Annotated in this window: 18 protein-coding genes; 3 read left to right on the top strand and 15 right to left on the bottom strand. The window is 36.2% G+C overall.

Features of this window, described 5'->3' with window-relative positions:
• Positions 1-30: 30 nt before the first annotated feature.
• The 14 genes from OQX64_RS12895 to OQX64_RS12830 all read right to left on the bottom strand — a co-directional run bounded on the left by OQX64_RS12895 (position 31) and on the right by OQX64_RS12830 (position 16,037).
• Positions 31-1,791, bottom strand: coding sequence for a hypothetical protein (locus OQX64_RS12895; RefSeq protein ID WP_265819081.1), 1,761 nt, complete (start codon positions 1,789-1,791; stop codon positions 31-33).
• On the bottom strand, positions 1,788-3,485 hold the full coding sequence (locus OQX64_RS12890; RefSeq protein ID WP_265819080.1) for an ABC transporter ATP-binding protein: 1,698 nt from the start codon (positions 3,483-3,485) through the stop codon (positions 1,788-1,790). Before OQX64_RS12890 ends, OQX64_RS12895 begins: the two co-directional genes overlap by 4 nt.
• A 17-nt stretch (positions 3,486-3,502) precedes the next feature.
• Positions 3,503-4,078, bottom strand: coding sequence for a 2OG-Fe(II) oxygenase (locus OQX64_RS12885; RefSeq protein ID WP_265819079.1), 576 nt, complete (start codon positions 4,076-4,078; stop codon positions 3,503-3,505).
• A 43-nt stretch (positions 4,079-4,121) separates the two neighbouring features.
• On the bottom strand, positions 4,122-4,844 hold the full coding sequence (locus OQX64_RS12880; RefSeq protein WP_265819078.1) for a head GIN domain-containing protein: 723 nt from the start codon (positions 4,842-4,844) through the stop codon (positions 4,122-4,124).
• Between the two features lie 18 nt (positions 4,845-4,862).
• Positions 4,863-5,237: a holo-ACP synthase gene (gene acpS, locus OQX64_RS12875; protein WP_265819077.1), complete on the bottom strand. Its 375-nt coding sequence runs from the start codon at positions 5,235-5,237 to the stop codon at positions 4,863-4,865.
• A 5-nt stretch (positions 5,238-5,242) separates the two neighbouring features.
• Positions 5,243-7,711, bottom strand: a complete 2,469-nt coding sequence (locus tag OQX64_RS12870; RefSeq protein WP_265819076.1) for a TonB-dependent receptor domain-containing protein — start codon at positions 7,709-7,711, stop codon at positions 5,243-5,245.
• 21 nt (positions 7,712-7,732) lie between these two features.
• Positions 7,733-8,002, bottom strand: coding sequence for a hypothetical protein (locus tag OQX64_RS12865; protein WP_265819075.1), 270 nt, complete (start codon positions 8,000-8,002; stop codon positions 7,733-7,735).
• Between the two features lie 16 nt (positions 8,003-8,018).
• On the bottom strand, positions 8,019-8,831 hold the full coding sequence (locus OQX64_RS12860) for a cupin-like domain-containing protein (RefSeq protein WP_265819074.1): 813 nt from the start codon (positions 8,829-8,831) through the stop codon (positions 8,019-8,021).
• Positions 8,821-10,743, bottom strand: a complete 1,923-nt coding sequence (locus OQX64_RS12855; RefSeq protein ID WP_265819073.1) for a S8 family serine peptidase — start codon at positions 10,741-10,743, stop codon at positions 8,821-8,823. The genes OQX64_RS12860 and OQX64_RS12855 overlap by 11 nt, the downstream gene beginning before the upstream one ends.
• 9 nt (positions 10,744-10,752) lie before the next feature.
• The gene (locus tag OQX64_RS12850; protein WP_265819072.1) at positions 10,753-11,628 is read right to left on the bottom strand and encodes a hypothetical protein; all 876 of its coding nucleotides are present in this window, start codon (positions 11,626-11,628) and stop codon (positions 10,753-10,755) included.
• Positions 11,629-11,661: 33 nt separating this feature from the next.
• A complete protein-coding gene (locus OQX64_RS12845; protein WP_265819071.1) occupies positions 11,662-13,125 on the bottom strand; it encodes a radical SAM/SPASM domain-containing protein in 1,464 nt (487 codons plus the stop codon).
• A 90-nt stretch (positions 13,126-13,215) separates the two neighbouring features.
• Complete coding sequence (locus tag OQX64_RS12840) at positions 13,216-13,404, bottom strand: hypothetical protein (protein ID WP_265819070.1); 189 nt, start codon at positions 13,402-13,404, stop codon at positions 13,216-13,218.
• Between the two features lie 538 nt (positions 13,405-13,942).
• Entirely contained in the window at positions 13,943-14,635 is a 693-nt protein-coding gene (locus tag OQX64_RS12835) for a glycosyltransferase family 32 protein (RefSeq protein WP_265819069.1), read from the bottom strand.
• Between the two features lie 4 nt (positions 14,636-14,639).
• On the bottom strand, positions 14,640-16,037 hold the full coding sequence (locus OQX64_RS12830) for a condensation domain-containing protein (RefSeq protein ID WP_265819068.1): 1,398 nt from the start codon (positions 16,035-16,037) through the stop codon (positions 14,640-14,642).
• A gap of 229 nt (positions 16,038-16,266) precedes the next feature.
• Between OQX64_RS12830 and OQX64_RS12825 the strand changes: the two genes are divergently transcribed.
• Positions 16,267-17,043: a glycosyltransferase gene (locus OQX64_RS12825; RefSeq protein WP_265819067.1), complete on the top strand. Its 777-nt coding sequence runs from the start codon at positions 16,267-16,269 to the stop codon at positions 17,041-17,043.
• A 36-nt stretch (positions 17,044-17,079) separates the two neighbouring features.
• Positions 17,080-18,264, top strand: a complete 1,185-nt coding sequence (locus OQX64_RS12820) for a glycosyltransferase (protein WP_265819066.1) — start codon at positions 17,080-17,082, stop codon at positions 18,262-18,264.
• A gap of 276 nt (positions 18,265-18,540) precedes the next feature.
• On the opposite strand, the gene OQX64_RS12815 is transcribed toward OQX64_RS12820, so the two are convergent.
• Positions 18,541-19,440: a glycosyltransferase family 10 domain-containing protein gene (locus OQX64_RS12815; RefSeq protein ID WP_265819065.1), complete on the bottom strand. Its 900-nt coding sequence runs from the start codon at positions 19,438-19,440 to the stop codon at positions 18,541-18,543.
• Between the two features lie 779 nt (positions 19,441-20,219).
• Here OQX64_RS12815 and OQX64_RS12810 point away from each other — a divergent pair.
• Complete coding sequence (locus tag OQX64_RS12810; protein WP_265819064.1) at positions 20,220-20,672, top strand: hypothetical protein; 453 nt, start codon at positions 20,220-20,222, stop codon at positions 20,670-20,672.
• Positions 20,673-20,752 lie beyond the last annotated feature (80 nt).

The raw sequence follows: 20,752 nt of genomic DNA, 5'->3' as shown, positions 1-20,752 counted from the left end.
TCAGCAGCAGTTTTGTAATATTGATATTAGTTAAGGGCTCAAAGCTTTATCGTTTTTAAAACCGACCGACTTAAAAACAAGATTCTCATTTATAAAAGCCAGAATGGAGGCATGGTTAAAAACAGCAACAGGCAATGAAATCCTATTAAATTCTTCAACATCTCCAACCATCTTCAAAACATCAGTTACCACGTTCTCGCCATTCGCATCCTTGACCATGACGATGCACCTAACGAGGGTATTTGCCCACCATCCCTTAGGATGATATTCATCGGTTATGCCTTTCAGATTTCCAGCATAAACAAGGAAAATCGGCATTTCCGATCGCAGTATTTTTTTAGCATTCAATAAATACCTATAAACGCCATTTGCGAGGTGCATTAGGCCCGTGCAGGGACTGACTATTGATATGATAAATCTCGAAGACAAAAGGCTAAGGTCACCTCTTATACCTAAGCCTGAAGCATAGATCAGTTCTTTTGATACCTCGAGCTCAAGTTGCCCCGCAAATCTATGCTCAAGATCCTCTGATTTGTCATCAAAAATCAGCACCTTCATTTTATATTTTAGTACCAGATCTCTAACGAGATCCACCTGTACTTCCCACCTCAGCATTTTTTGTACTTTAGATGTGTTAATGATCAGAGCGACTACACCGGCATCATCCTGGACGCCCTTGTTCAGCAACCAGCTGTCTGCCCAGTCCCTTTCGGAGTCGGACAGTCTTAGCTCGGAATGCCGCTTCTTATTTTTTAATACCGTAAAAGGATCTTTTTCGATAATCCTATCTCTGTAAAGAGAGTTATAATTCCAGTTTGGTGCCTGCTTTGGTACTTCGGAATGGGTATCAAAAAGGCTTAAGATATAAGCTGAACTGAATTTATCTGAATAATGAGAGGAGACGTAAGACAGAAACTTAACGGTCAAATCATTGTGGTAAAGAATCAGGTCGTATTCTCTGAAATTTATTTCATTCCAGTTCTTATTCTCAAATCCTAATGGTTCCCAAGACCCTGAAAAAATCTGATTCAATGCTTGATATCTGTTGGTATCCTGACAATTTATGGTGAGGTTCGCCTCCTTAAAAAGATTGAAAACATTTGACCTGATATTCATCAGCCATACGTAAGAGTCTCCAATATAGAATTTTCTTCTGTGGTCATCCAGGAAGAGTATATTTTTAACTTTTGGGTCTGGCAAAGAAGCGTTTTTCTCTCCTAGATTCTTTAATAGTCCCGCAAAAAGTCGTTCTTGAAAGTCAAGGCCGAATCCGGTGAAGGACAAACGTATTTTTTTCTTAAAATTTTGAAGGCTGGCAAGCTGAAACTCGTCTAAGTCTTTTGTCGATCTATGGTCAAAAAGTTCTTCAAATTTATCGGCGAAACCTTCTACTGGATAATCATCCAGATAATCTCTCAAAACAAATAAGGGAAAAGGATATGGATTACAATTATCGCTTTTCATATCCTGGATCAACTTGAATACCTCATATTGGTCTTTGGGATGGCAAATTACTGCGTCAAAGGCATTTGCAGATTCCCAGCGTCGGGCATATGATAAATCTATATCAATATCATGAAAGGGCGGGGCTCCAGCCCAAAGGTGATTATGGCTATCAAAATGTTTGTCAATAATAGCTATTCTAATAGCTGGTCTTAATTGCCTGATTATAAATAAACCAGCATAGATTTCTTGAATTAACCTAAAATCGATATGGTTGTTAACTACCATATCAGAAATATCTGTTAATACTACAATGCTTTTAAAATCCTTTAAACCTAGCCTTCTCATAACTCTTTGTGTTGGTTTTTTTCCAGAACTTCGAAACTATCGTTCAAGATCCTACCGTTACTGACCTCGTAAACATAGTCGCACATTTCAACAGATTCTTTTCTATGAGTGACTATTATTATAATTGACTGAGAATAATGTTCGCGAAGGTTTGCTACGATAGTTTTTTCCGTTGCAATATCCAAGCAGGAAGTTGCCTCATCAATAAGTAGAATCCCCGGTTTTTTTAATAGGGCCCTAGCTATGGCTATTCGCTGTTTTTGGCCATCCGAAAGCAGAGTACCTGTTTCATTTATCTGAGTCGCTCCGCCATGTGGGATTTTTTCAATAACAGGCGTGAGCATCGCATGGGTACTGGCCATTTCTAAATCAGAAAGCTCCATTTCAAAGCTCCCATACCTAACGTTTGCAAAAATAGAGTCATTGAAAAGTTGGTTTTCTTTTTCGATAAGGCCTAAAAAGCTTTTCCAGTTCTTTATCTCCTCAATTGCAACCCCCTGATTTACGACTATTTCTCCAGAGTCCGGCTTGAGGAAACCACAAATTAAATTTATTATAGAGCTTTTACCAGATCCGCTTTCACCCTTTAAAGCATAAATTTTTCCCTTTTTAAATTCCATATTAACGCTATGCAGAATGGGTATCTGGTCTATTGACAAAGAGACATCTTTTAACTTCAGCAGATTGACAGATCCCACATCCCTAAAATTGTTAGTGGTCTCGCTTTTATCGGTATAAATATAATTTATGACCCTTTCCATCGAAACCACCGATTTAAGAAGCTCATTGTAGTTATTCATTACATTAATCACTGGAGCATAGAGCCTGTTTAGATATTGAATGAATGCGATAAGGGAACCAATAGTGATTGCTTTGGAAAAGACATCATGTCCCCCAAATATAAGCGCTATTACTGGCCCGATAGCCGCAAGAAAAGTAATTATGTTCGAGTTGAGAGAAGTTAAGATTGCATTGGTCTTATATAGCCGAATAAGATTTGATGAGATGGATTTTAATTTCTCCTGTTCGAATCGATTGGTATCATAACTTTTCACCACCCTGATATTACGAAGTTTTTCCAAGAAAAAACCGCTAAGACTACCTTCCTCTTCCTGAACAAACCTAAAATTTCTCTGTATAAGCGGGGTAAACCATTTGATTGAAAAAATAATAAAGGGAATTATTGTCAAACTATATAGCGTGAGCTTTAAGTTCAAAATGGATAGCATTACAACAATGCCGATGATTGTAAAGCTGTCATTAAGGAAGTTCAGAAATACTCCTGAGAGTGCATTATGTATTACATGGACGTCATTTGTTAGTGTATATATAATGTCCCCATGCTTTGCATGCTTGAAAAACCCAATAGGTTTATCTAGAATATTTGATAACATGTCCTTACGGATATCAGAAACGATTTTTTGGCTAACTGTAGAGTTTAGTATCTGGGAAAGCATAGCAAAAAAAATCCTTAATATATATATACCAAGCAACCCTAACAAGATATGGATTAGATCCTTAAAGTTTCCAGACGGAAAGATATCGTCAATAATGATTTTTAAGACGTAGGGAGTAGCAAGAGACCCCACAGAGCCTAGGACCATAAGAACGAGCAGCGATAGCTGGCTCCATATATATGGAGCAAAATAACGCGAAAATTTACTTATCAAAATCAGTGGCCCGAATACTTTCATCTATGTACAGGTGACTATTAAGCGGTTAAATTTTGTGCTACAGCTCCCTTTAACCTATATTTAAGTGCGAATGAAAACCTAGATGTAGTACATTCCCTAGTGGGAATCGACCCCATATGCTCTATATTACCGTGAAATAAAACAAATCTCCCTGGTTTTGGAAGTACAAGAACCCTGGGATCCTTCTCGGAATAAAATATGGTTTCCCCTCCCCAAATGTAATCCCAGATTTCATTTACATAATAAACAATTGTAAGATCATTTTCTTCATCAGAACAGTCTTTGTGAGGGTACTCCATATCCCCATAATGGGTCATATTGATATACGATCTATACAGACGGTAGTCCAGATCTGGATAGAAGCGATTGATTAGCTCTCTTGATTTCAACCCGACCGCGGTCTTGCCATCGACTTTGTCAGGGATAAAATCTACACTAAAAATCGGATACTGGTCATTTTCATGATCTTTCTCCGTCCTAGTGAAGGATAACCCTTTAACAAGGGTATAAAAATTTTTTATCTCCTCATCGCTTAAACATTTATCTACAATAAATATCTTTCGGCCATCAATATCATCTGTTCTTATTATCATGATTGTCTATTTTTAGATTTTCCTCACCCATAACGAATACAGGTTATTGATTTATTGGACTTATAGTTCCTTTATTGCCTTTGGATTTATTTACCACAGCACTACCGCTTATAAACAAGCTTGAGCCAGCCTTTAGATCAACGGATACCGAATCGCTATAGTTCGCTTTTATCACAACACTTCCAGATGAGCTTATATCACCACTCTTTGCTTTAAGGTTAGAGGCATCAACTAAACCGCTACCTTTGGAATCGATGTATAGTTTCTTGCTTTCCCCAGAGAGAGTAACAGATGATGAACCCGATTTCTCGATTTTTAAGACATCTGAATGGGTAAATATTGTTATGCTACCCGATCCGGCCGAACGGATCGAAAGGTTTTTATCCATTAGTTCTAAATCCCCAGAGCGGATATGGCCACTCCCAATGTTTGAAATTATGTTCAATTGCTCAACCGGAACATAGATCTCCAAAGGCCCCTTTAAATTAAACCAAACATTATTTTTCGTTCCAATAACCAACGTGTTGTTTTTTGTTTCACAGCTGATCTGGGAAGTAAAATTTTTATCTCCTACGATCTTGATCGTATGGCCGCCTTTGGCGAGTATGACAGTCGCAGCTCCACCAACCTCGATAGCTGAAAAGCTGGCAACCTTAACAGCCACTGTATCTGACTGCCCGGAAGGATTGATGGCCTGGCAAAGGGCACTATTGTAGATAAATAAAATAGCTGGCAGAATTTTAAGAGTTGAAAATAATCGTATCATTTTTTTGAATTTTAAGGATTAGCTGGAGAACATTACAGATGCAATGGCATATGATTTGGAATGTGATAACGAAATGCTGTGGGTTTTAAAACCCTGTTCGTTGAAAATCTGGAGTGCCCTCCCAGAAAGAATCAATAAGGGATTGCCTTGAACGGTGTTAAAGACTTCAATATTTTTCCATTGCACCCCTTCATTCCATCCAGTACCAAGTGCTTTGAAACCCGCCTCCTTTGCTGCCATTCTAGCAGCCAGGTGGATAACCCTATGGGGCTTTTTATTGCAATACTCAATTTCATCTTGAGAAAAAAGCCTGTTTACGAGTCTTTGTCCACCACGCTCTAACAGGAGTCTAAACCCCTCTATTTCAACAAGATCTATACCATTTCTTAACATAACTATTATAATCTTCTGTTTTCTTCTTCTGAACCTACATTTCGCTCTCTAGCCTTCTTCACCCCGCTTTTACCGAATTTATAATAGAATCCAATTTTAAGGATCCGAGTTTCGGGAGTTTGTGTACTGTATATCGCAAGATTCTTAAAATTACTGAAACTCGACAGTTTCATCTTGTGGAATACATCAGAATAGTTAACGCTTATCCTTCCATGATCTCCGAATATTTTCTTTTGTAGGCCAAGGCTAATCTGGCTTATGCTCTTGTTTACAAAAGTCCCAAAGACTTCAGGACTCCGGTAGAAAAAAGACACCTCCGAGGAAATAGTCGGGCTAATCTTAAAAGTATTCTGCCCATTCCACATAAATGTAATTTTTGAATTTGAAAGATCGGCTTGGTTAACCAAGCCTTCATAGTTTGCCCTGTAAGTATTGATACCTGTGTATAAGCTCCACCATTTAGCAATCTTTATATTACTGGAAACACTTAGACCGATATTAGTCCCTGAGGCAATATTCTGAGGAATGTATGTGATCTTATTTCTATCAACCGAATCCATTATTAGGGCGACAACATCATTAGTCTTTAAATAGTTGACAGAGGCGATCAAATACTGTTTGAACGAATATGACAATTGGAAACTATGGGACATCTGAGGTTTTAAAAACGGATTTCCTCTGCTAAAGGTCAACTCATCAAGCCTGGCTTCAAACGGGTTAAGTGACAGGTAATCCGGTCTTTGAATACGACGACTGTAAGATAAGCTAAAAGCATGATCATCATCTAATTTATACGAAGCGGAAGCGCTTGGAAAAAAATTCAGGTATGTATTGTCAACCACTCTGCTATCAACGGTGGTTTTAGCATCCAGATTACCTTTGGAGATGGTTTGTTCGGCTCTCACGCCTACCTGATAGCTCCACCTTTTAAAGTCTTTACTGAAATTCACATAACCAGCAATGATATTCTCGTCATAATCAAACGAATTTGTTCTCTCATCATCAGGTATATAAATGTTACCATAGACGTTGTAAAAATCAAATTTATTTGCAGAATTCACAAAAGATGCCTTACTGCCGACACTGAAAGTTCCACCAAATAATGGACTGGTATAGTCAATTTTTGCAACCCCTATCTTAACATCTGAGGGGGAAGTATTATAATAGGTATTATTGGTCTGCAACTGGGTACCGCCTAAGCTGAGGTAAACATTCGGCTGGTAGCTGTTTTCTTGTCTACGAAAATCGATATAACTGAGATCTATGCTTAGTTCCCTTCCCAAAGTATCCGCAAATTTGTAGTTTAAATTCAATGTTTTACTATGCCTATCACGATCTGTCGTATTTTCAGATCTCAATACCGAATCAATAACACCAGTCATTCCAGAAATATCTGTACTGGAAACTATGAGGTTTTGGTTATCAGAATCAAATCCATTAAAAAGAAAACCCAAGGTATTCTCTTTATTGATCAGCCAATCAATACCAGCCTTATACGACCTGGTTTTACGAAGGTCGTTCTCTGTTGAGCTCTGGTTATAACTGATGGGAGAGGTTTGGAAGACAGTTCTGTCAATTGTCCTCAGTGTTTCATAATCATCATAGCTATAACCGTAGTTTCCATAAACATTCAATTTGCCAGATCTATAATTGATGTCCCCTTGTCCATTGAATTTTCCATTTTTACCATAAAGACCGTTTGCGGAAATGGAACTGTTCAATCCATTATTGGGATTTCTTTTTATCTTGATGTTTATTACCCCAGCAGTACCACTGGCATCGTATTGCGCAGAGGGACTTCCAATTATTTCAATCGCAGAAATATTGGAGGCGGAAATTGATTTTAAATAACTATTTAAATCGGCACCCGACAATTGAGTATTTCGCCCATTAATCAGTATCTGGACCCCACCATTCCCTTTGAGACTGATACTTTCATCTACACCTACGGATACACCGGGTGCTTTCCTAAGTGCTTCCAGAGCATTATCTCCGACAGAAGATATGGAGTTCTCAACATTAAAAATAATCTTGTCATTTTTTAGTTCAATGACTTTCTTTTCAGCAACTATATGTATATCATTTAGTACAATGGTCTCAGGTTTAAGTTTGATTAGGGGTAAAACCTTAACAGTGTCACCATTTTTTATTTCAAAAAAAACTGTATCAGCCTGATAACCTGTCGACCTTGCGATGATTTTTAAACTGCCAATCAGGACATTTTCAAATCTATATGATCCATTTTGCTCTGTGACTGCAGTTTTTAACACTTTATTTTCTGGAAGCGAAAACAGAATAATCGTAGCACCAGCAATTGGATTTGATTGAGCGTTATTTACACTTCCCACTAAGGAAACATTCGAAGCAGTTATCACTGCTTTTTCCTGTGCCACTAAAATATTGTAAAGGGAAGAAATAATCAAAAATGCTATTGTAGAAAATATAATTAGAAGTGTCCTTTTTTTCTTTGTCATAGGTTAAAGTCTCGCGATAAGTTATTGGCTCTTGTTGGTTATGTTTACATTTAGCCTTTCGATCATGGTATTAATATCGATAAAAAAATCAAGGTCGATATCATCGTCATCAAGTTCTATGTCGAATTCATCTTCTACAGTGGTTACAAATTCAAGAGCTTGACTAGATTCACTGATAATAATATTCATTTTATCCGCAATGGACATTTCATTAAAGTTAAGACCCGGGTCCCGGCTTAGTATTTCGTTGATAATCGAATCGATCTTTTGCTGGATTTCACTCTTATTCATAATATGTTCAATTGGATTAGCTGTTGTTTTCTATCAATTTTTGAATTGTTTTATAGCTTGGCGGACTTAAATTTTTAAAGTACTCCAGGACACGAGTGGAATTGGTATTATTAATAAAATTTTCTGTAATAGAAAAACCTCTTTCTAAATTTAAAACCGCGTGCCACCATCCGCTAGGTGTAAATACCATTTCACCTTTACTCTGAAAACATACCTCGGGCCTCGCTTTGTCAAATAAGGGGTAGGTACTGAAGTCAGGATTAAAAGGGTTCACTCTTCCATTGTAAAGATACCTATATTGGTCAGGCGAAAAAAACATCCACAATTTCTCCCCGTTTATCACCCCATTCCAAGCACTGGTCCCCCAAAGATCTAAATGCAAGGGAGAAATAGAGTACTTTGGAGCAATATAGATCCATGATAATGTCGATTTTCTCTCTTCCTGTTTAATTTTTTTATACCAGCAACTAAAGACTTCAGGCTCTTGGTAATCCTCTTCGAGACTAGTCCCTAAATGAAGCTGACAGTCAGTCAGATAAAAAGGAATTTCGTCAGACTCATCCTTAAGGTAGATAAAATATTCTTGAAGGGAGAACTTTTTGATTTCTTTCATACCGTTGATATACCGTTTTGCTAAAATTTCCTCTTGGCTGAAAAGTGATAAAAAATAGTCCTCATTCCATAAATCCATTGCTTTCCATTCCTCCATTGAATCCAATATCTTCAAAGGCTTATCCAGTGCCATGGTGACTTTGCTGGTGTCATCAAATTTTTTGAGGTTGATTTCTTTGACTACACCATATTCTTTATAAATACTATCAACTTTCATAGTTCAACGATTTCTCAACAGAAAAAAACTGTTCTATGGTTTCAAGTATCATTGGAGAATTTTCAGGGTCCATTATATCAATTACAGGAATGCCAAGTTCTTCAGAAAACTTTTCCATAACTGGCTGCATTTCCTCTGGGCTGAGATTTCTGAATTTTTTAAGATTCCCTTTTGGAGTTTCCTGAAACTCCCTTATTGAAGGAGTCATCATGAATAAAATACAAGGGCATTTGCAATAATTAAAAACTGTTTGAATAGTTTGTTTGATGTGCTGGATACTGTCATCCGGGTTAATTGTGCACAAAACTGCATCTGGTTTTACTCCTGAAAGAAAATGCATAGACGCAAAGACCGATTGACTTCTAGGTGTCCTGATTGCGCCACTTCTGGGCAGGATGCCACCCTGAATCCCGGTCAGTATTATTGACGGTTTGTTAAAGTATTCTATCCCTCTCATAATGATATCCAATTTATTTTCCCATTCACTTAACGTTATTGCAACATTTGAATTGTAGCCATAAGGGAAGGTAAATGCGGCCCGAAAAAGCATACCCTGCGGTTCTGTAGATAATAGAGTCACTTTATGCCCGGCATTTTCCAATATATTTTGCAGCCGTATTTGGGTTGTAAACTTCCCCTGCTTACTTCCTGTTCCTACTACAGCTAATACCGGGGAAGAAACAGGGGGTAAATGTAGAAATGAGCTTAAGCGAGAAGCTAACTTTCTTTCAACAGAAGTAAATTTCACTTTTCCAGTATAACTCGGATGATTTTCAAGCTTTTTTTTCACCACATGAAATACATCATTGTCAAATATGACCATATTTTTATTGCGGCTAATGCAATTTTCAATAAGCCGTTGACCAAATATTATGTTTGACTCTATTGGGGTATCCATGAAATAGCCGACTACAAAAGTGTCAAAAAGATCATATTCCAGTTCGGAAGGCTCTCTTGCAATAACACTTCTTTCAAATGATTGTGCCCGTTTAAGAATGTTTGCAAAATTCCTAGGATAATCAATTACCAATTTGAGGCTGACAGTGCTTTCCTTTTGAAGCTCTACAATCGTGTTAATTTCCTTATCCGAAGCAGGAAATACTGCTATGCTGCTAGACCCTAAAAATCTGTCTGGTTTAAAAATTTCTTTTCCTAGAGCCAGGTTAGAGTCCCGATCTACAACCTCGGATGTGGAGCCTATTAACTTATAATCCCGCTGTATGTATATAAATTCGGCAACAGTGGGATTGAATTTTTGTTTAATCAAATCTTGCCCTTGGTCATACGAAACGTTGTCAATCAACATATAGCGTCGTAAAATAGCAGAAAAGTGTGCAGTAGCGAAGCTTGTCCCTGAAGCAATCTTGAAAGTACCATTTTTCCAAGCTATACGTTGAGTACATCCCTTTGCTAAAATTTTATTACCATCATAACCAAATTCTAACTTGGTGCTAACTAATCCGCAGCCAACAGAGATTACTGAGGGTAAATCAGATGGAAAGCATGAAAGATTGCCAAAGTTGTGACTGGCAGCAACAACAAATATCTTTCTGCTATGAAGGTCCAGACAGGCACTCTCCAAGTCATAGGAAGCCCGATCATTAGCAATTCCCATGCTAATATTCACCAAAGAAATATTTTCTAATGTGGCACAGAAACGAATAGCTGCACAAAGTAGCGGCTCGGTTATCACCCCTTTGGTAGATGTCAATTTTACGGACATAATCTCTTCATCCGGTATAATCCTATGAATAATTGATGCTATCGCTGTCCCGTGGCCGGAGTCGTCGGTGAAATCACTCGACCCAACAGTAATTACACCTTCATCTTCAGCTATCGTCACGCCTAAAAGAGAACAGTTTTTCAGTTTTGGATGCGATTTCTCAACACCTTGGTCTATAATTGCAATCATATAAAAACATTATTCCGGTAAGACAAAGGCATGGTTTTTTTCCCGGTGATATACATCATCAAGAATGTCCATTAGTAATAAATATCGTTTGTAATTCTTGAATCCTTGAGAAAGTGTAGTGTTCTTAGCGACATGGTAAGAGTAATCTCCCGAATTTGACATATTCAAGGCACTAGATCCCATATCTACAAAGTGCTCGACAGTCCTAATGACAGCCTCATTACTGGGACTTTCTACAGTATCATAATTAAAAAAGACGCTGAACAATGGATATTCTTCTGTAGAAACAGTCTCAAAAGGCAGCTCTTTCTTAGCAACCTCTATACGCTCAACGAATTTAAATACATCTGGATTCTCGGCAAAATAATTAAAGAGTGAAGATAACATATTAGATGAATCTGATTCCGAGGAATAATTATTCAACCTAACAAAGGCTCTGAAAGGTTTGGGTATATTTTTGAATGCGTAAGGTATTACCTCATATTTAGGGCTTTTAAGCTTAAACAATAGTAAAGGATCTAACTTCTCCAATACTGCTATGGATTCCTTTGCAAAGTCATAGGTCAAAAAGGAATTTCCATTGGCTATTGCATTACCCCACTTTTCTAAAACAACTTCGATCGATTCAACCCTTGAATAGTCATGATGAGTATTGTTTCTAATGTCAGCTAAGCATATCTTCATAAAAGCACAGAGATTATAGCTAGCGATATTAAGGAAATTAAGGTCTTTCTTTTTTTTTGCAATCAGAGGAGAAAGATCTATGCTTTTATTTACCAGTTCTATCGTATAATTATTTTGATAGGTAGGGTGAAACAACCCCTGATAATATTTCAGTGCCTGAATATTCTTCTGCTGAATAATATTTGTTATCGAACCTTTCATCTAACTATGTACCTTGTAATCTGATAATAAATTCTATTTATTAGAATGTCCGGTATTTTCTGCTGTAAGATGATTAGGCGCTACAATGAGCTCTGGATTATGCTTGAGTAACAAGTACTGAGCAACAAGACTGTCCTCTGTTTTTGTCTTCCACCATGTACATTCGGGTTTGCCTTCTTTCTCCGCTTGGTGAGAGCAGGATAGTTTTTCGCAAACTGGCATGTACTTGCATGAGACACAAATATCATTTAATTCAACCCGATCATATTTCATGAATTTCCGGTGCTTTTCCAGATCAAAACCTTCTGACACATGACTTATCGCCTCTGAGCTCTCATGGATGGTTTCCCAGCATTTGTGGACATTCCCATCCGGATCAACTACTAAACTGTAAGGTGAAACCCAGGTTGCACATTCATCCTGCAATTCTGGCAATTTCCAGTTTAGCTTGCCGAGCGACAAGCCATTTTCCTCTGCAAATTTATTGTATATTTTGACTTGCTTGATCCTGAAGTCTTGCTGAAATTGAAAAAATTCATCGACGTCAAATCTCATCGAAGTATCTTCTTCATTTGCCTCTTCGTAAGTCCTGAGCCACGCAGGGTTAAAACTTATCTGTTTATATAAATTTGGCCATAACTGGTATACCTGAAAATCTAAAAGCATTTGATCGATTGAATCTGAAACCTCTCTATCCGTATTTATCCGAACCGACACCTTTATGGTGCTAGGGATATTTTGAAGGTTCTCGAGTATTTGAAAATAGTTAGGCTTTTCTTTGTTTTTTCCTTTTAGAGGCCGGTTTTTATCGTGGGTTTTTTGTGGCCCATCAATTGTAATTTGGACATTTTGGACACCGCAATCAGCTAGAAGTTGCCAATTATCGTTCTTTAACAATATACCATTCGTTATAATGTTGGCATTATATACCATCCCATTTCTCTCACATAGTGATCTCAATAATGGCGTAAGGTTTAATATAGCTCTTTTATTAATTAGGGGCTCTCCCCCATACCATGTTACGTTAACCGATCTCCATTTTTTAACTGGAGACTTCTTAATCATATCTTCTAAATAATAGATGATTGCATGCAGGTTTTCAACGCTGTTAAGCGATTTGTTCGGTTTCACAAATTCAAAACAATAAGGACACCCCATATTACACACTATGGTTGTACCAATTGTGAGGTTAATACTAGCCTCATCCCTATCATATAGCTTATCCTGTTTCGCTAAATATTTAACATGATACTCGTTTTGTTCGTTCCGCACGGAGTCAACTACAAACCCCTTATCATACAAATAATTCACTAGGCTTTCTTCTTGTTCAGAAAGTTCTTCATAATCGATAAGTCCATTATTTAGTTGTTCAAAAAATTGACCTTGCGCATAATTGAGAATCTCTAATCCTCCATATAATACATTATAGATAAGATACTCTTTTTCTTCCTCAACGGGAGCTATAACGTTATAGAAACTGGGTTTGATATTTTTCATGGAATTCTGGCTAGATGAGTAAAAGGCAGCTGTACCGCCCTATAAAAAATCTAGGCGTACCCGGACAAACCCAGGTACGCCTGTCTTTGATTAGAAGAGCAGACTGTCTTCATTAGGATTTATTGATGAATTTCCTATCCGGCAGTCGGTCCCGGATCCAAATTCGGAACATAACGCTTCAACTTCTGCGTTTGCAGCAAATACATCTTCTGCTCTACGTGGCTTAATCAGCTCTTTGGCCTGATTTAACAGCTCAGTTTGATTTTCTTTGTTTTTCATAATTGTTTTAATTAAATAAATAAAAGTGGTTGATTATATAAGCTTTTATACTTATTCATTAAGTGGCACTGTTTTCAAGTAGTTGTTAAAAAAGGATATCTTGATAATAAGCGCAACAATATTAATTACTAGGAAGAGTCAGAACTTAATCGAACTATACGTGAGCTAAAAATAAATTGCTCGAATAGTAAATCGATTAATCCAAGGTAGAAATAAAAAATGATATTGAAAAGGAAAAAGACAATTAAGAGATACTAAATGGTAACAATTATAATACTTTTGTTTTTTGTTAGATACATGATTAGCTGGAAGTCAGATGCTGTTTATAGTGTGAATGATATGAATGAACAATAGCTTTCGAAAAAGATTCAATATAGCACAATAGTTATAAGGGAGTAATGTCTTATCGCTTTTGGTGATAAATCTATTGAAAGATAAACGATTAACTTCGCTAAAATATTACTCCATCTTGCTAAATCGTTAAAATTCCTGCACCGATATAAATCTAAAAAATGAAAATATTATCTGATTATAAGAATTATGTGCTTTTTGGATTCCACCATGTTCCAAAGAAATAATGGAGAGCAAAAGCTTTTTTGATCTTTTCATTCAGCAACAGATTGCTAGGTTCTTTTTCCAAGATGATTAGTTCATCCTTTGTGAGCGGAAAAAAGAAATCGGAGTCAAAAACCATAATCTTACTTTTTTCTTTAAATTTTTGGTAAATTTTCGTTAACATGAAAGGACCAGTTGATTCCAATACCTCTGTGTTCGCGTCCTGATAAACCGGCCTCTTGACATTCATACCTTGATATAATTCCTTAAAAAAGAGATTGCGGGATGTGCACCCCATTATTGCATTGCTCACAATCTGTGATTTATTATGTAGCAAAGCATGCTGTACGGGTTCTTGTCCGAAGAAGCATTCGCAATCATGAAGTATAGGTTCAATATTTCTATAACATTCGAAATCTAAATCTATAAATACACCACCATAGACGAACAGAATCAAATATCGAACGGCATCAACCTTTTGAATATTGGAATAGGAACGATATTGATCCAAAAAGTCAGGAAATTGTTTAGAAATAAATTCTTCATTCATCTTATCTGTCCATAACTTAAAACTCCAGTTAGGATGTTTAGCCCTCCATGTTTCTGACAACAATCTGAGGTCCGTGGGCAATTCAGAAGTCTTCCATGTTTGATGGATTATTTTAGGGATTCTCATATGATTAAGAATTTTGCTTACTAGCTTCATGTAGTTTTGAACGAAGGCCAGAGATAGAGGTTTCTGATTCGCCAGTTACATTTTCCAAGAAACCATTCTGATAGTGTGTTAATGAAATAATTTCAGCGTCAGAGAACACCTGACAATTATATTGCCATTTAAAGGATATTGCATCGCTATATTCTGATACTATGCAATTAAGTGGATAATAAAGATCATCCTCTGTGCCAAAACCATTACCAGCCGTGCTTGCCCTAATGGATTGCGTTTGATTTCTATTTGAGAAATTGACAAAAACATCGGAGCTTAAACGCAAATCCATGCCATCCGTTAAGATATATTTATGACTATAGATCAGGTAACGCGTTGACTTAAGCAATTCAAAATATACTTCACGGATGAAATTTTCTAATGTCGTACCATCCAGCATTTGTTTGGATAGATATATTGAACCTACTAGACACCCAACAATAGACCGGTCGCCAGCATTTGTACGATCTGCAATTGGGGTCGCAAGCAGAATTTTATCCTTATTAAAAATTGCGTAAATACTAAACAGAAAGCTAGCATAAACAATTGAATTTACAGAAGAATTAAGGCGGGTAGCAGCAAGCACCAATTTTTCTAATTTACCTTCCGCAAAATTCCACGTAAAGGATTTATTCTCTCCCGAACTGAGTATTTTTAAATATGAATCTCTTATTGAGGCGTTGCTAGATTCTTCAATACCCATTCTTAATTGTATAGATTGAGTAATTGCAACAGGATCGTTCAACCAGTTGAGTCTTGATGCCCAGAATCTGACAAATTTCTCTTCCTTTTTATTAAAAGCTCGTATTATGTCTCTTGTGTAGTCACTTAGCTGTCTGCTGAGAATTGGGAGTTTTGGCTCGTCCCCCTTTTGTATTGCCTCATAGCATAAAAAAAGTTCTCTTTTCAATATCTGAATTGACCAGGCATCTGAAATTATGTGATGTATTAGAAGATAAAAGTGATAACCGTTATTCCGCTTAAAAAATAAAAATCTGGCTAGCGGAATTTGATCCAACCTGTAAAGCTCCATCCGCTTTTTGTTAAATATCTCTGAAATCAGCCCCGTGTTGTTATCAGAACTAATATCAAAATAGTCTATTTTTACCATTGAACGATCATATCGGCAGACAACCTGCTTTAGTGAATTATCGATATACTGAAATTTTGTTCTTAAACTGTCATGTCTCTCGACTAGTTGTTCTAAGGAAATTTGGAAAGAATTCATGTTCAAGGATCCAAGACTAAACTGGAGGGAAAGAACACTGCAGTTTTCCGGGGAAGCCGACTTATTCATCTCCCAGGCATCTAGTTGTGCTTGGGACGTTTCACAGACTTTTTCTATAATAAAACCATGATTACAAAGGCTCATATAACTGAATTAAACTACTGTAAACCACCTAAAATATTGACAAATTAAAAAAAAATAAATACATTGTATCATATTTTATAATACCCCCGTTAAATAACTATACAATTAGGTTATTGAAAAAGTTGGGGATTTCTTGCAAATTTTATAAACGTAACAAAATTGGCACATAACTAAAAAGTTCAAATCATAAGCATCTCAATTTGTTTTATGTATAACCAAACAGATACTAATGAGTAATAATAAAAATTTAACCACATACAGCAATAGGTTCCCGCTCATCTCGTGCTTATGCGTTACGCATCGAAAACCACATTTTTTGCTAAGAGCGATCAATTGTTTTGAGCAACAGGATTACCCAAATAAAGAACTCATTATAGTCTATGAGGCGGACGACCAAGCTACTTCAGGATTTTTGCAGGGATTACGTCCAACTTTCCATATTCATCTAGTCTGTATCAGCAAACACAAGAAATTAACTTTAGGAGAACTAAGAAATATCTCGATTGCCAATGCGAATGGTGCATTTCTTTGTCAATGGGATGATGATGACTGGTATAGCCCTATCAGGCTTTCAGTTCAGTACGATGTAATTGTACGTTCTGGCAAGAAAGGAAGTATTCTAACTAAATGGCTGTTATTCAATTACGATAATAACTTTGCATATATCTCAAATAATCGCCCTTGGGAAGGAAGTCTTCTTTGTGAAAAGCAATCGATGAAGCAAATCGGCTACATAAGTGCAAACAAGGGGGAGGACACACCGATGATTGATGGCCTGATAGCAATGAAAATTCTTAATTTTATTCCGGACAGACCTGAATTATATGTTTATACCTATAACGGATATAACACTTGGGACGAAAAACATTTCAGTTCAATATTTGCGTGTAGCCAAAAACTTGGAATTAAAGATTCTGAAATCATAAAAGATATAATGATTAATGGCAAAAATAAGGAAATAGAGCTTTCCGTATTGCCCGAAACTATTCATAACCAAAAAGTTTAACATGATTTAGTCAACAATAAAAAACCCATTGAACCTATGTATATAATCAATATACTAATATTCCTAATCTGTCTCAAAGCACTGGTGTTTATTTTATTAGTAAACAGAAAGACATCTCCAAAAAAAACTTTACGAGGACTTTCAACATCATATACTGTTGAGATTATCATAGCAATGTATAATGAGGAAAAAGTAATTGCCAATACACTTAGGAATATTAGTCTGATAACATCTGAAAACTTAAAGATAACTGTAGTTGATGATGGATCAACAGATAATAGCCATAAAATCTGTAAAGCTGAGTTCGGGAATGATCCACGGATCAGCATTCTAAAGCAAAAAAACAATGGTAAAGCATCGGCGTTAAACAGGGCGATCAAGTCCTCAACCTCTGACATTTTGATTTCAATAGATGCAGACACTTTGGTTAAGCCTGATATAATAGAAAAGATATTACCTTATTTCAGTAATTGCAATGTGGCCGCAGTTTCTGGCAACATAAAAGTCGCAAATAGAGTGAATCTAATTACATATGTTCAACACATAGAATATATAACAAACCCAAATTATGAAAGAAAAATCTTTGAAACTGTAAACGGAATCATGGTTGTGCCTGGCGCAATTGGTGCTTTTAGAAGATCGGCTTTACTGCAAATCGGTGGCTACACAAATGATACCCTCACCGAGGATACAGATATTACTATGAAAATACTTTGTCATGGTTTGGAAATAAGAAATGCCCCTGATGTTGTAGGCTATACTGAAGCACCAGAAAGCGCCGAAGCATTTTTAAAGCAACGGGTTCGCTGGAAGGTTGGAACCATACAAGTTCTTTGCAAGTACCTGAAAGAGATTTTTAATCATGACAACAAGCTTCTGTCTATGATAGTGGTTCCCTACAACTGGATTTTTGGCATACTACTTCCCCTAATAACACCTTGCTTGGATTATATAGCATTGTTTTACTTACTGAGTGGTGGAGAGTTGACTACACTCAAGAATTACGTTGTTTTCCTTCTGCTGGACTCTATTCTTTGTGGAATAATCTTAATTAAAAATGGTGAACCAATGAAATTTATTTTTTTAATATTAATACAAAGATTCCTGTTAAGGCAATTAATTTTCTTTAGTTATCTTAAAATAATTGGAAAATTTTTCAGTGGTTCAATATTTAAATGGGAGACTTCAGTAAGATATGGAACTTCTAAGGTCCAAGATTGATGATATTTTTCGCTAACTCTTAGAGAAAGTTTGAATCTGTCCAGTAATCTATGTAGTTTTTTTAATATACTTTCGCCAAAAGTGACGAAGAACCACTTTCACTGAAATACATAACTTATACCTCGACGGATGATTAAACGAGAACTGAACAAGCAGGCTCGTGCCAGAGATACATGCCAAGTGTCTCTATTTTGCTCGTATTATTTCTATCTGATAATACCATTTTCCTTTTTTATTACAATAACCCTGCTGTTAACATTGGATAAAAAATTCATCTTAGTTATATTTACTGCTCTTTTTCTTGATTATTTCGCAAAGCCTTGGGAGAAAATCATTTGACACAATTGATAATTTTTCTTCAAAGTTATCCTTGAATGGAAGGTCCCTCCATTTTTGAAATTCATGATATTCTGCTTCATTCTCATTTAAGAAGATTAGGTAATTAGCTAGCGATTTAACCGAATCGAAGGAATTAACATTGATATAAGAGTTATTGCCCGGAGCAAATTCTTCGATATTAGGTGCACCAAGATATACTGGAACAGATCCAGCCATTAATGGTTGGAAAAATTTTTCGGTAACATAATCTTTTGATATAGCATTTTCAAAAGCTAAAGAAAATTTATATTTGGAAATAGTATTTAGTTTTGAAGGTTCGCCTTCGTCATCTTTTAATTGCTTATTGTTCAATATCTTACCGTAAGAATCCACATCTATATAGTTCATTAGATCTTTTAGATATTCGTTTCTGCTACTAAGATTAAAGTCACTAGAAATGAATGCATTTACGAATTGTGTTTTCGAAACGATTTTTGGTTTAAGTGACTCTCGATGTCCACTGTATAAATACGGCACCGGGACATCTGAATCAAATTTGTAGGTAGCGAAGATATCAAACAAGTCAAGTATTTTTTTTTGAGACTGCCACTCATAATTCAGTTCGCACTCCATCGACCAAAATATCCAAAGCTGATTCTTTTTTTTCCGACTTTGATCAAGTATTACATCATCAGCGGATAATGTAGGCATATGAAAAATGATCGCAATAGCTTTATCCATGTACTGACGCCGGGTAGTTATTTCAAACTCATCACCAATTTGTACACTGTACTCTTTTTCGGGTTTCATTCTCCAAGTTTTGTTATACAAGACTACTTTGTTTTTTTTTGATTCCATGTTATTTTAAGATGACAAAATTTTCTTCCTCTTGTTTAAAAAGTAAAATCATATTTTATTTTTAAAGATATTACGAAATAAAATACATTACAAAATCTAATTATTAATGGAGATGATTTCTTAGGTTTTAAATATTAATTGATCTTAACATATGTGAAAAAGTGCATCAATTCGGCTGAATTTTGTAATTTATGGCAATACTAAACTCTTATAATCTCAACTACCTTTGAATAGGTACTCTGCCGGTGATTTATAATTATAAGGATATATTTAGGCCATTTTGCTTTAATCAACGTTTCTATTATAGTTTGTCCTGTTTCAAAACGGTTACCTCAAGAATGCAAAAGTTTAAATCTTGGTATAAATCCATTCGTGGAAACTTAGAACAGCTCAGAGTTTTTATGAGCTGTATAATACGTAGAAAAATAAATCCATCATCCAAAATATTATATTTGAATAAATCGATACATTATGAGCATCATTTATTTCAAGCCCTGTGATCGCTTTGATTTTTCTGCCAATACTTTGGATATTGGAAACCCAATAACCTGGAGCCGATCACATTTTTTAAAGCATGTTTTCAAAAGAATCTTTGCCTTACCATCGTTGAGATTTCAGGAATTTTACCAACATCATCTGTATTATTACCTAAAAAACACTGATAATAGTAATGAAGAATTATTCTTCAAAAATTTCTTCGAAATAATTGATCGACAACTGAGGGTGTTAAACGGTAGGGATGTGTTTACGCAAAAAACCATGTCAAAACGCAGCGTGAAATGGTTCATCTTACAAAGCTAAGAAATCTATTGATATCGTTTGACAACTGGAATGTACATAAATCATATGACAACATCGTTGCCAATCAGGAATCCGATATCTACGCACTTCGGCAACAAATAGAAACGCTTAAGGCAGAACTTAAGAAGGCAACCGCACTAGAAACCACGCAATTTATCGATATTCCTAAAGGAGTGTTCCTGAGTTTTGTAGATTTGATTATCCAAATGCAAGAGATGAAATTGCCCTCTGATAAAGAGCTGGTTTTCTCAGAGTTTCAGATTGTGTGGGTAAAAATGATCTGCAAATATTTTCGCGAAGACCACAAGGAAATTGACTTTGACCGGGTTCGCCGCTATTTCCCTAAAGACAGGCGCAATCCAGGTAACCGCTCCTCATCTGTCCCCTCAGATCAACATCTTTTTGAGATCAGGGAAATTAAAAGAAAATAGCAATAGCTTGCCATTTCCAAAAGCATCCAAAAGCTAGAATAAATATCATTTGATATTTATTCAGTCCATGCACAATACAT

This window comes from Pedobacter sp. GR22-10 (genome assembly GCF_026239715.1).
Taxonomy (GTDB): domain Bacteria; phylum Bacteroidota; class Bacteroidia; order Sphingobacteriales; family Sphingobacteriaceae; genus Pedobacter.
Note: the sequence above shows the minus strand (reverse complement) of the source record. Positions and strands in the feature narration are given on the sequence as shown.

Excerpts from the sequence above, each read along its gene's own strand:
- OQX64_RS12880 (WP_265819078.1), bottom strand. The coding sequence starts at position 4,844 with ATGATACGATTATTTTCAACTCTTAAAATTCTGCCAGCTATTTTATTT.
- OQX64_RS12895 (WP_265819081.1), bottom strand. The coding sequence starts at position 1,791 with ATGAGAAGGCTAGGTTTAAAGGATTTTAAAAGCATTGTAGTATTAACA.
- OQX64_RS12820 (WP_265819066.1), top strand. The coding sequence starts at position 17,080 with ATGTATATAATCAATATACTAATATTCCTAATCTGTCTCAAAGCACTG.
- OQX64_RS12845 (WP_265819071.1), bottom strand. The coding sequence starts at position 13,125 with ATGAAAAATATCAAACCCAGTTTCTATAACGTTATAGCTCCCGTTGAG.
- OQX64_RS12865 (WP_265819075.1), bottom strand. The coding sequence starts at position 8,002 with ATGAATAAGAGTGAAATCCAGCAAAAGATCGATTCGATTATCAACGAA.
- OQX64_RS12855 (WP_265819073.1), bottom strand. The coding sequence starts at position 10,743 with ATGATTGCAATTATAGACCAAGGTGTTGAGAAATCGCATCCAAAACTG.
- OQX64_RS12835 (WP_265819069.1), bottom strand. The coding sequence starts at position 14,635 with ATGAGAATCCCTAAAATAATCCATCAAACATGGAAGACTTCTGAATTG.
- OQX64_RS12840 (WP_265819070.1), bottom strand. The coding sequence starts at position 13,404 with ATGAAAAACAAAGAAAATCAAACTGAGCTGTTAAATCAGGCCAAAGAG.
- OQX64_RS12815 (WP_265819065.1), bottom strand. The coding sequence starts at position 19,440 with ATGGAATCAAAAAAAAACAAAGTAGTCTTGTATAACAAAACTTGGAGA.
- OQX64_RS12810 (WP_265819064.1), top strand. The coding sequence starts at position 20,220 with ATGGTTCATCTTACAAAGCTAAGAAATCTATTGATATCGTTTGACAAC.
- acpS (WP_265819077.1), bottom strand. The coding sequence starts at position 5,237 with ATGTTAAGAAATGGTATAGATCTTGTTGAAATAGAGGGGTTTAGACTC.
- OQX64_RS12870 (WP_265819076.1), bottom strand. The coding sequence starts at position 7,711 with ATGACAAAGAAAAAAAGGACACTTCTAATTATATTTTCTACAATAGCA.
- OQX64_RS12825 (WP_265819067.1), top strand. The coding sequence starts at position 16,267 with ATGAGTAATAATAAAAATTTAACCACATACAGCAATAGGTTCCCGCTC.
- OQX64_RS12885 (WP_265819079.1), bottom strand. The coding sequence starts at position 4,078 with ATGATAATAAGAACAGATGATATTGATGGCCGAAAGATATTTATTGTA.
- OQX64_RS12860 (WP_265819074.1), bottom strand. The coding sequence starts at position 8,831 with ATGAAAGTTGATAGTATTTATAAAGAATATGGTGTAGTCAAAGAAATC.
- OQX64_RS12850 (WP_265819072.1), bottom strand. The coding sequence starts at position 11,628 with ATGAAAGGTTCGATAACAAATATTATTCAGCAGAAGAATATTCAGGCA.
- OQX64_RS12830 (WP_265819068.1), bottom strand. The coding sequence starts at position 16,037 with ATGAGCCTTTGTAATCATGGTTTTATTATAGAAAAAGTCTGTGAAACG.
- OQX64_RS12890 (WP_265819080.1), bottom strand. The coding sequence starts at position 3,485 with ATGAAAGTATTCGGGCCACTGATTTTGATAAGTAAATTTTCGCGTTAT.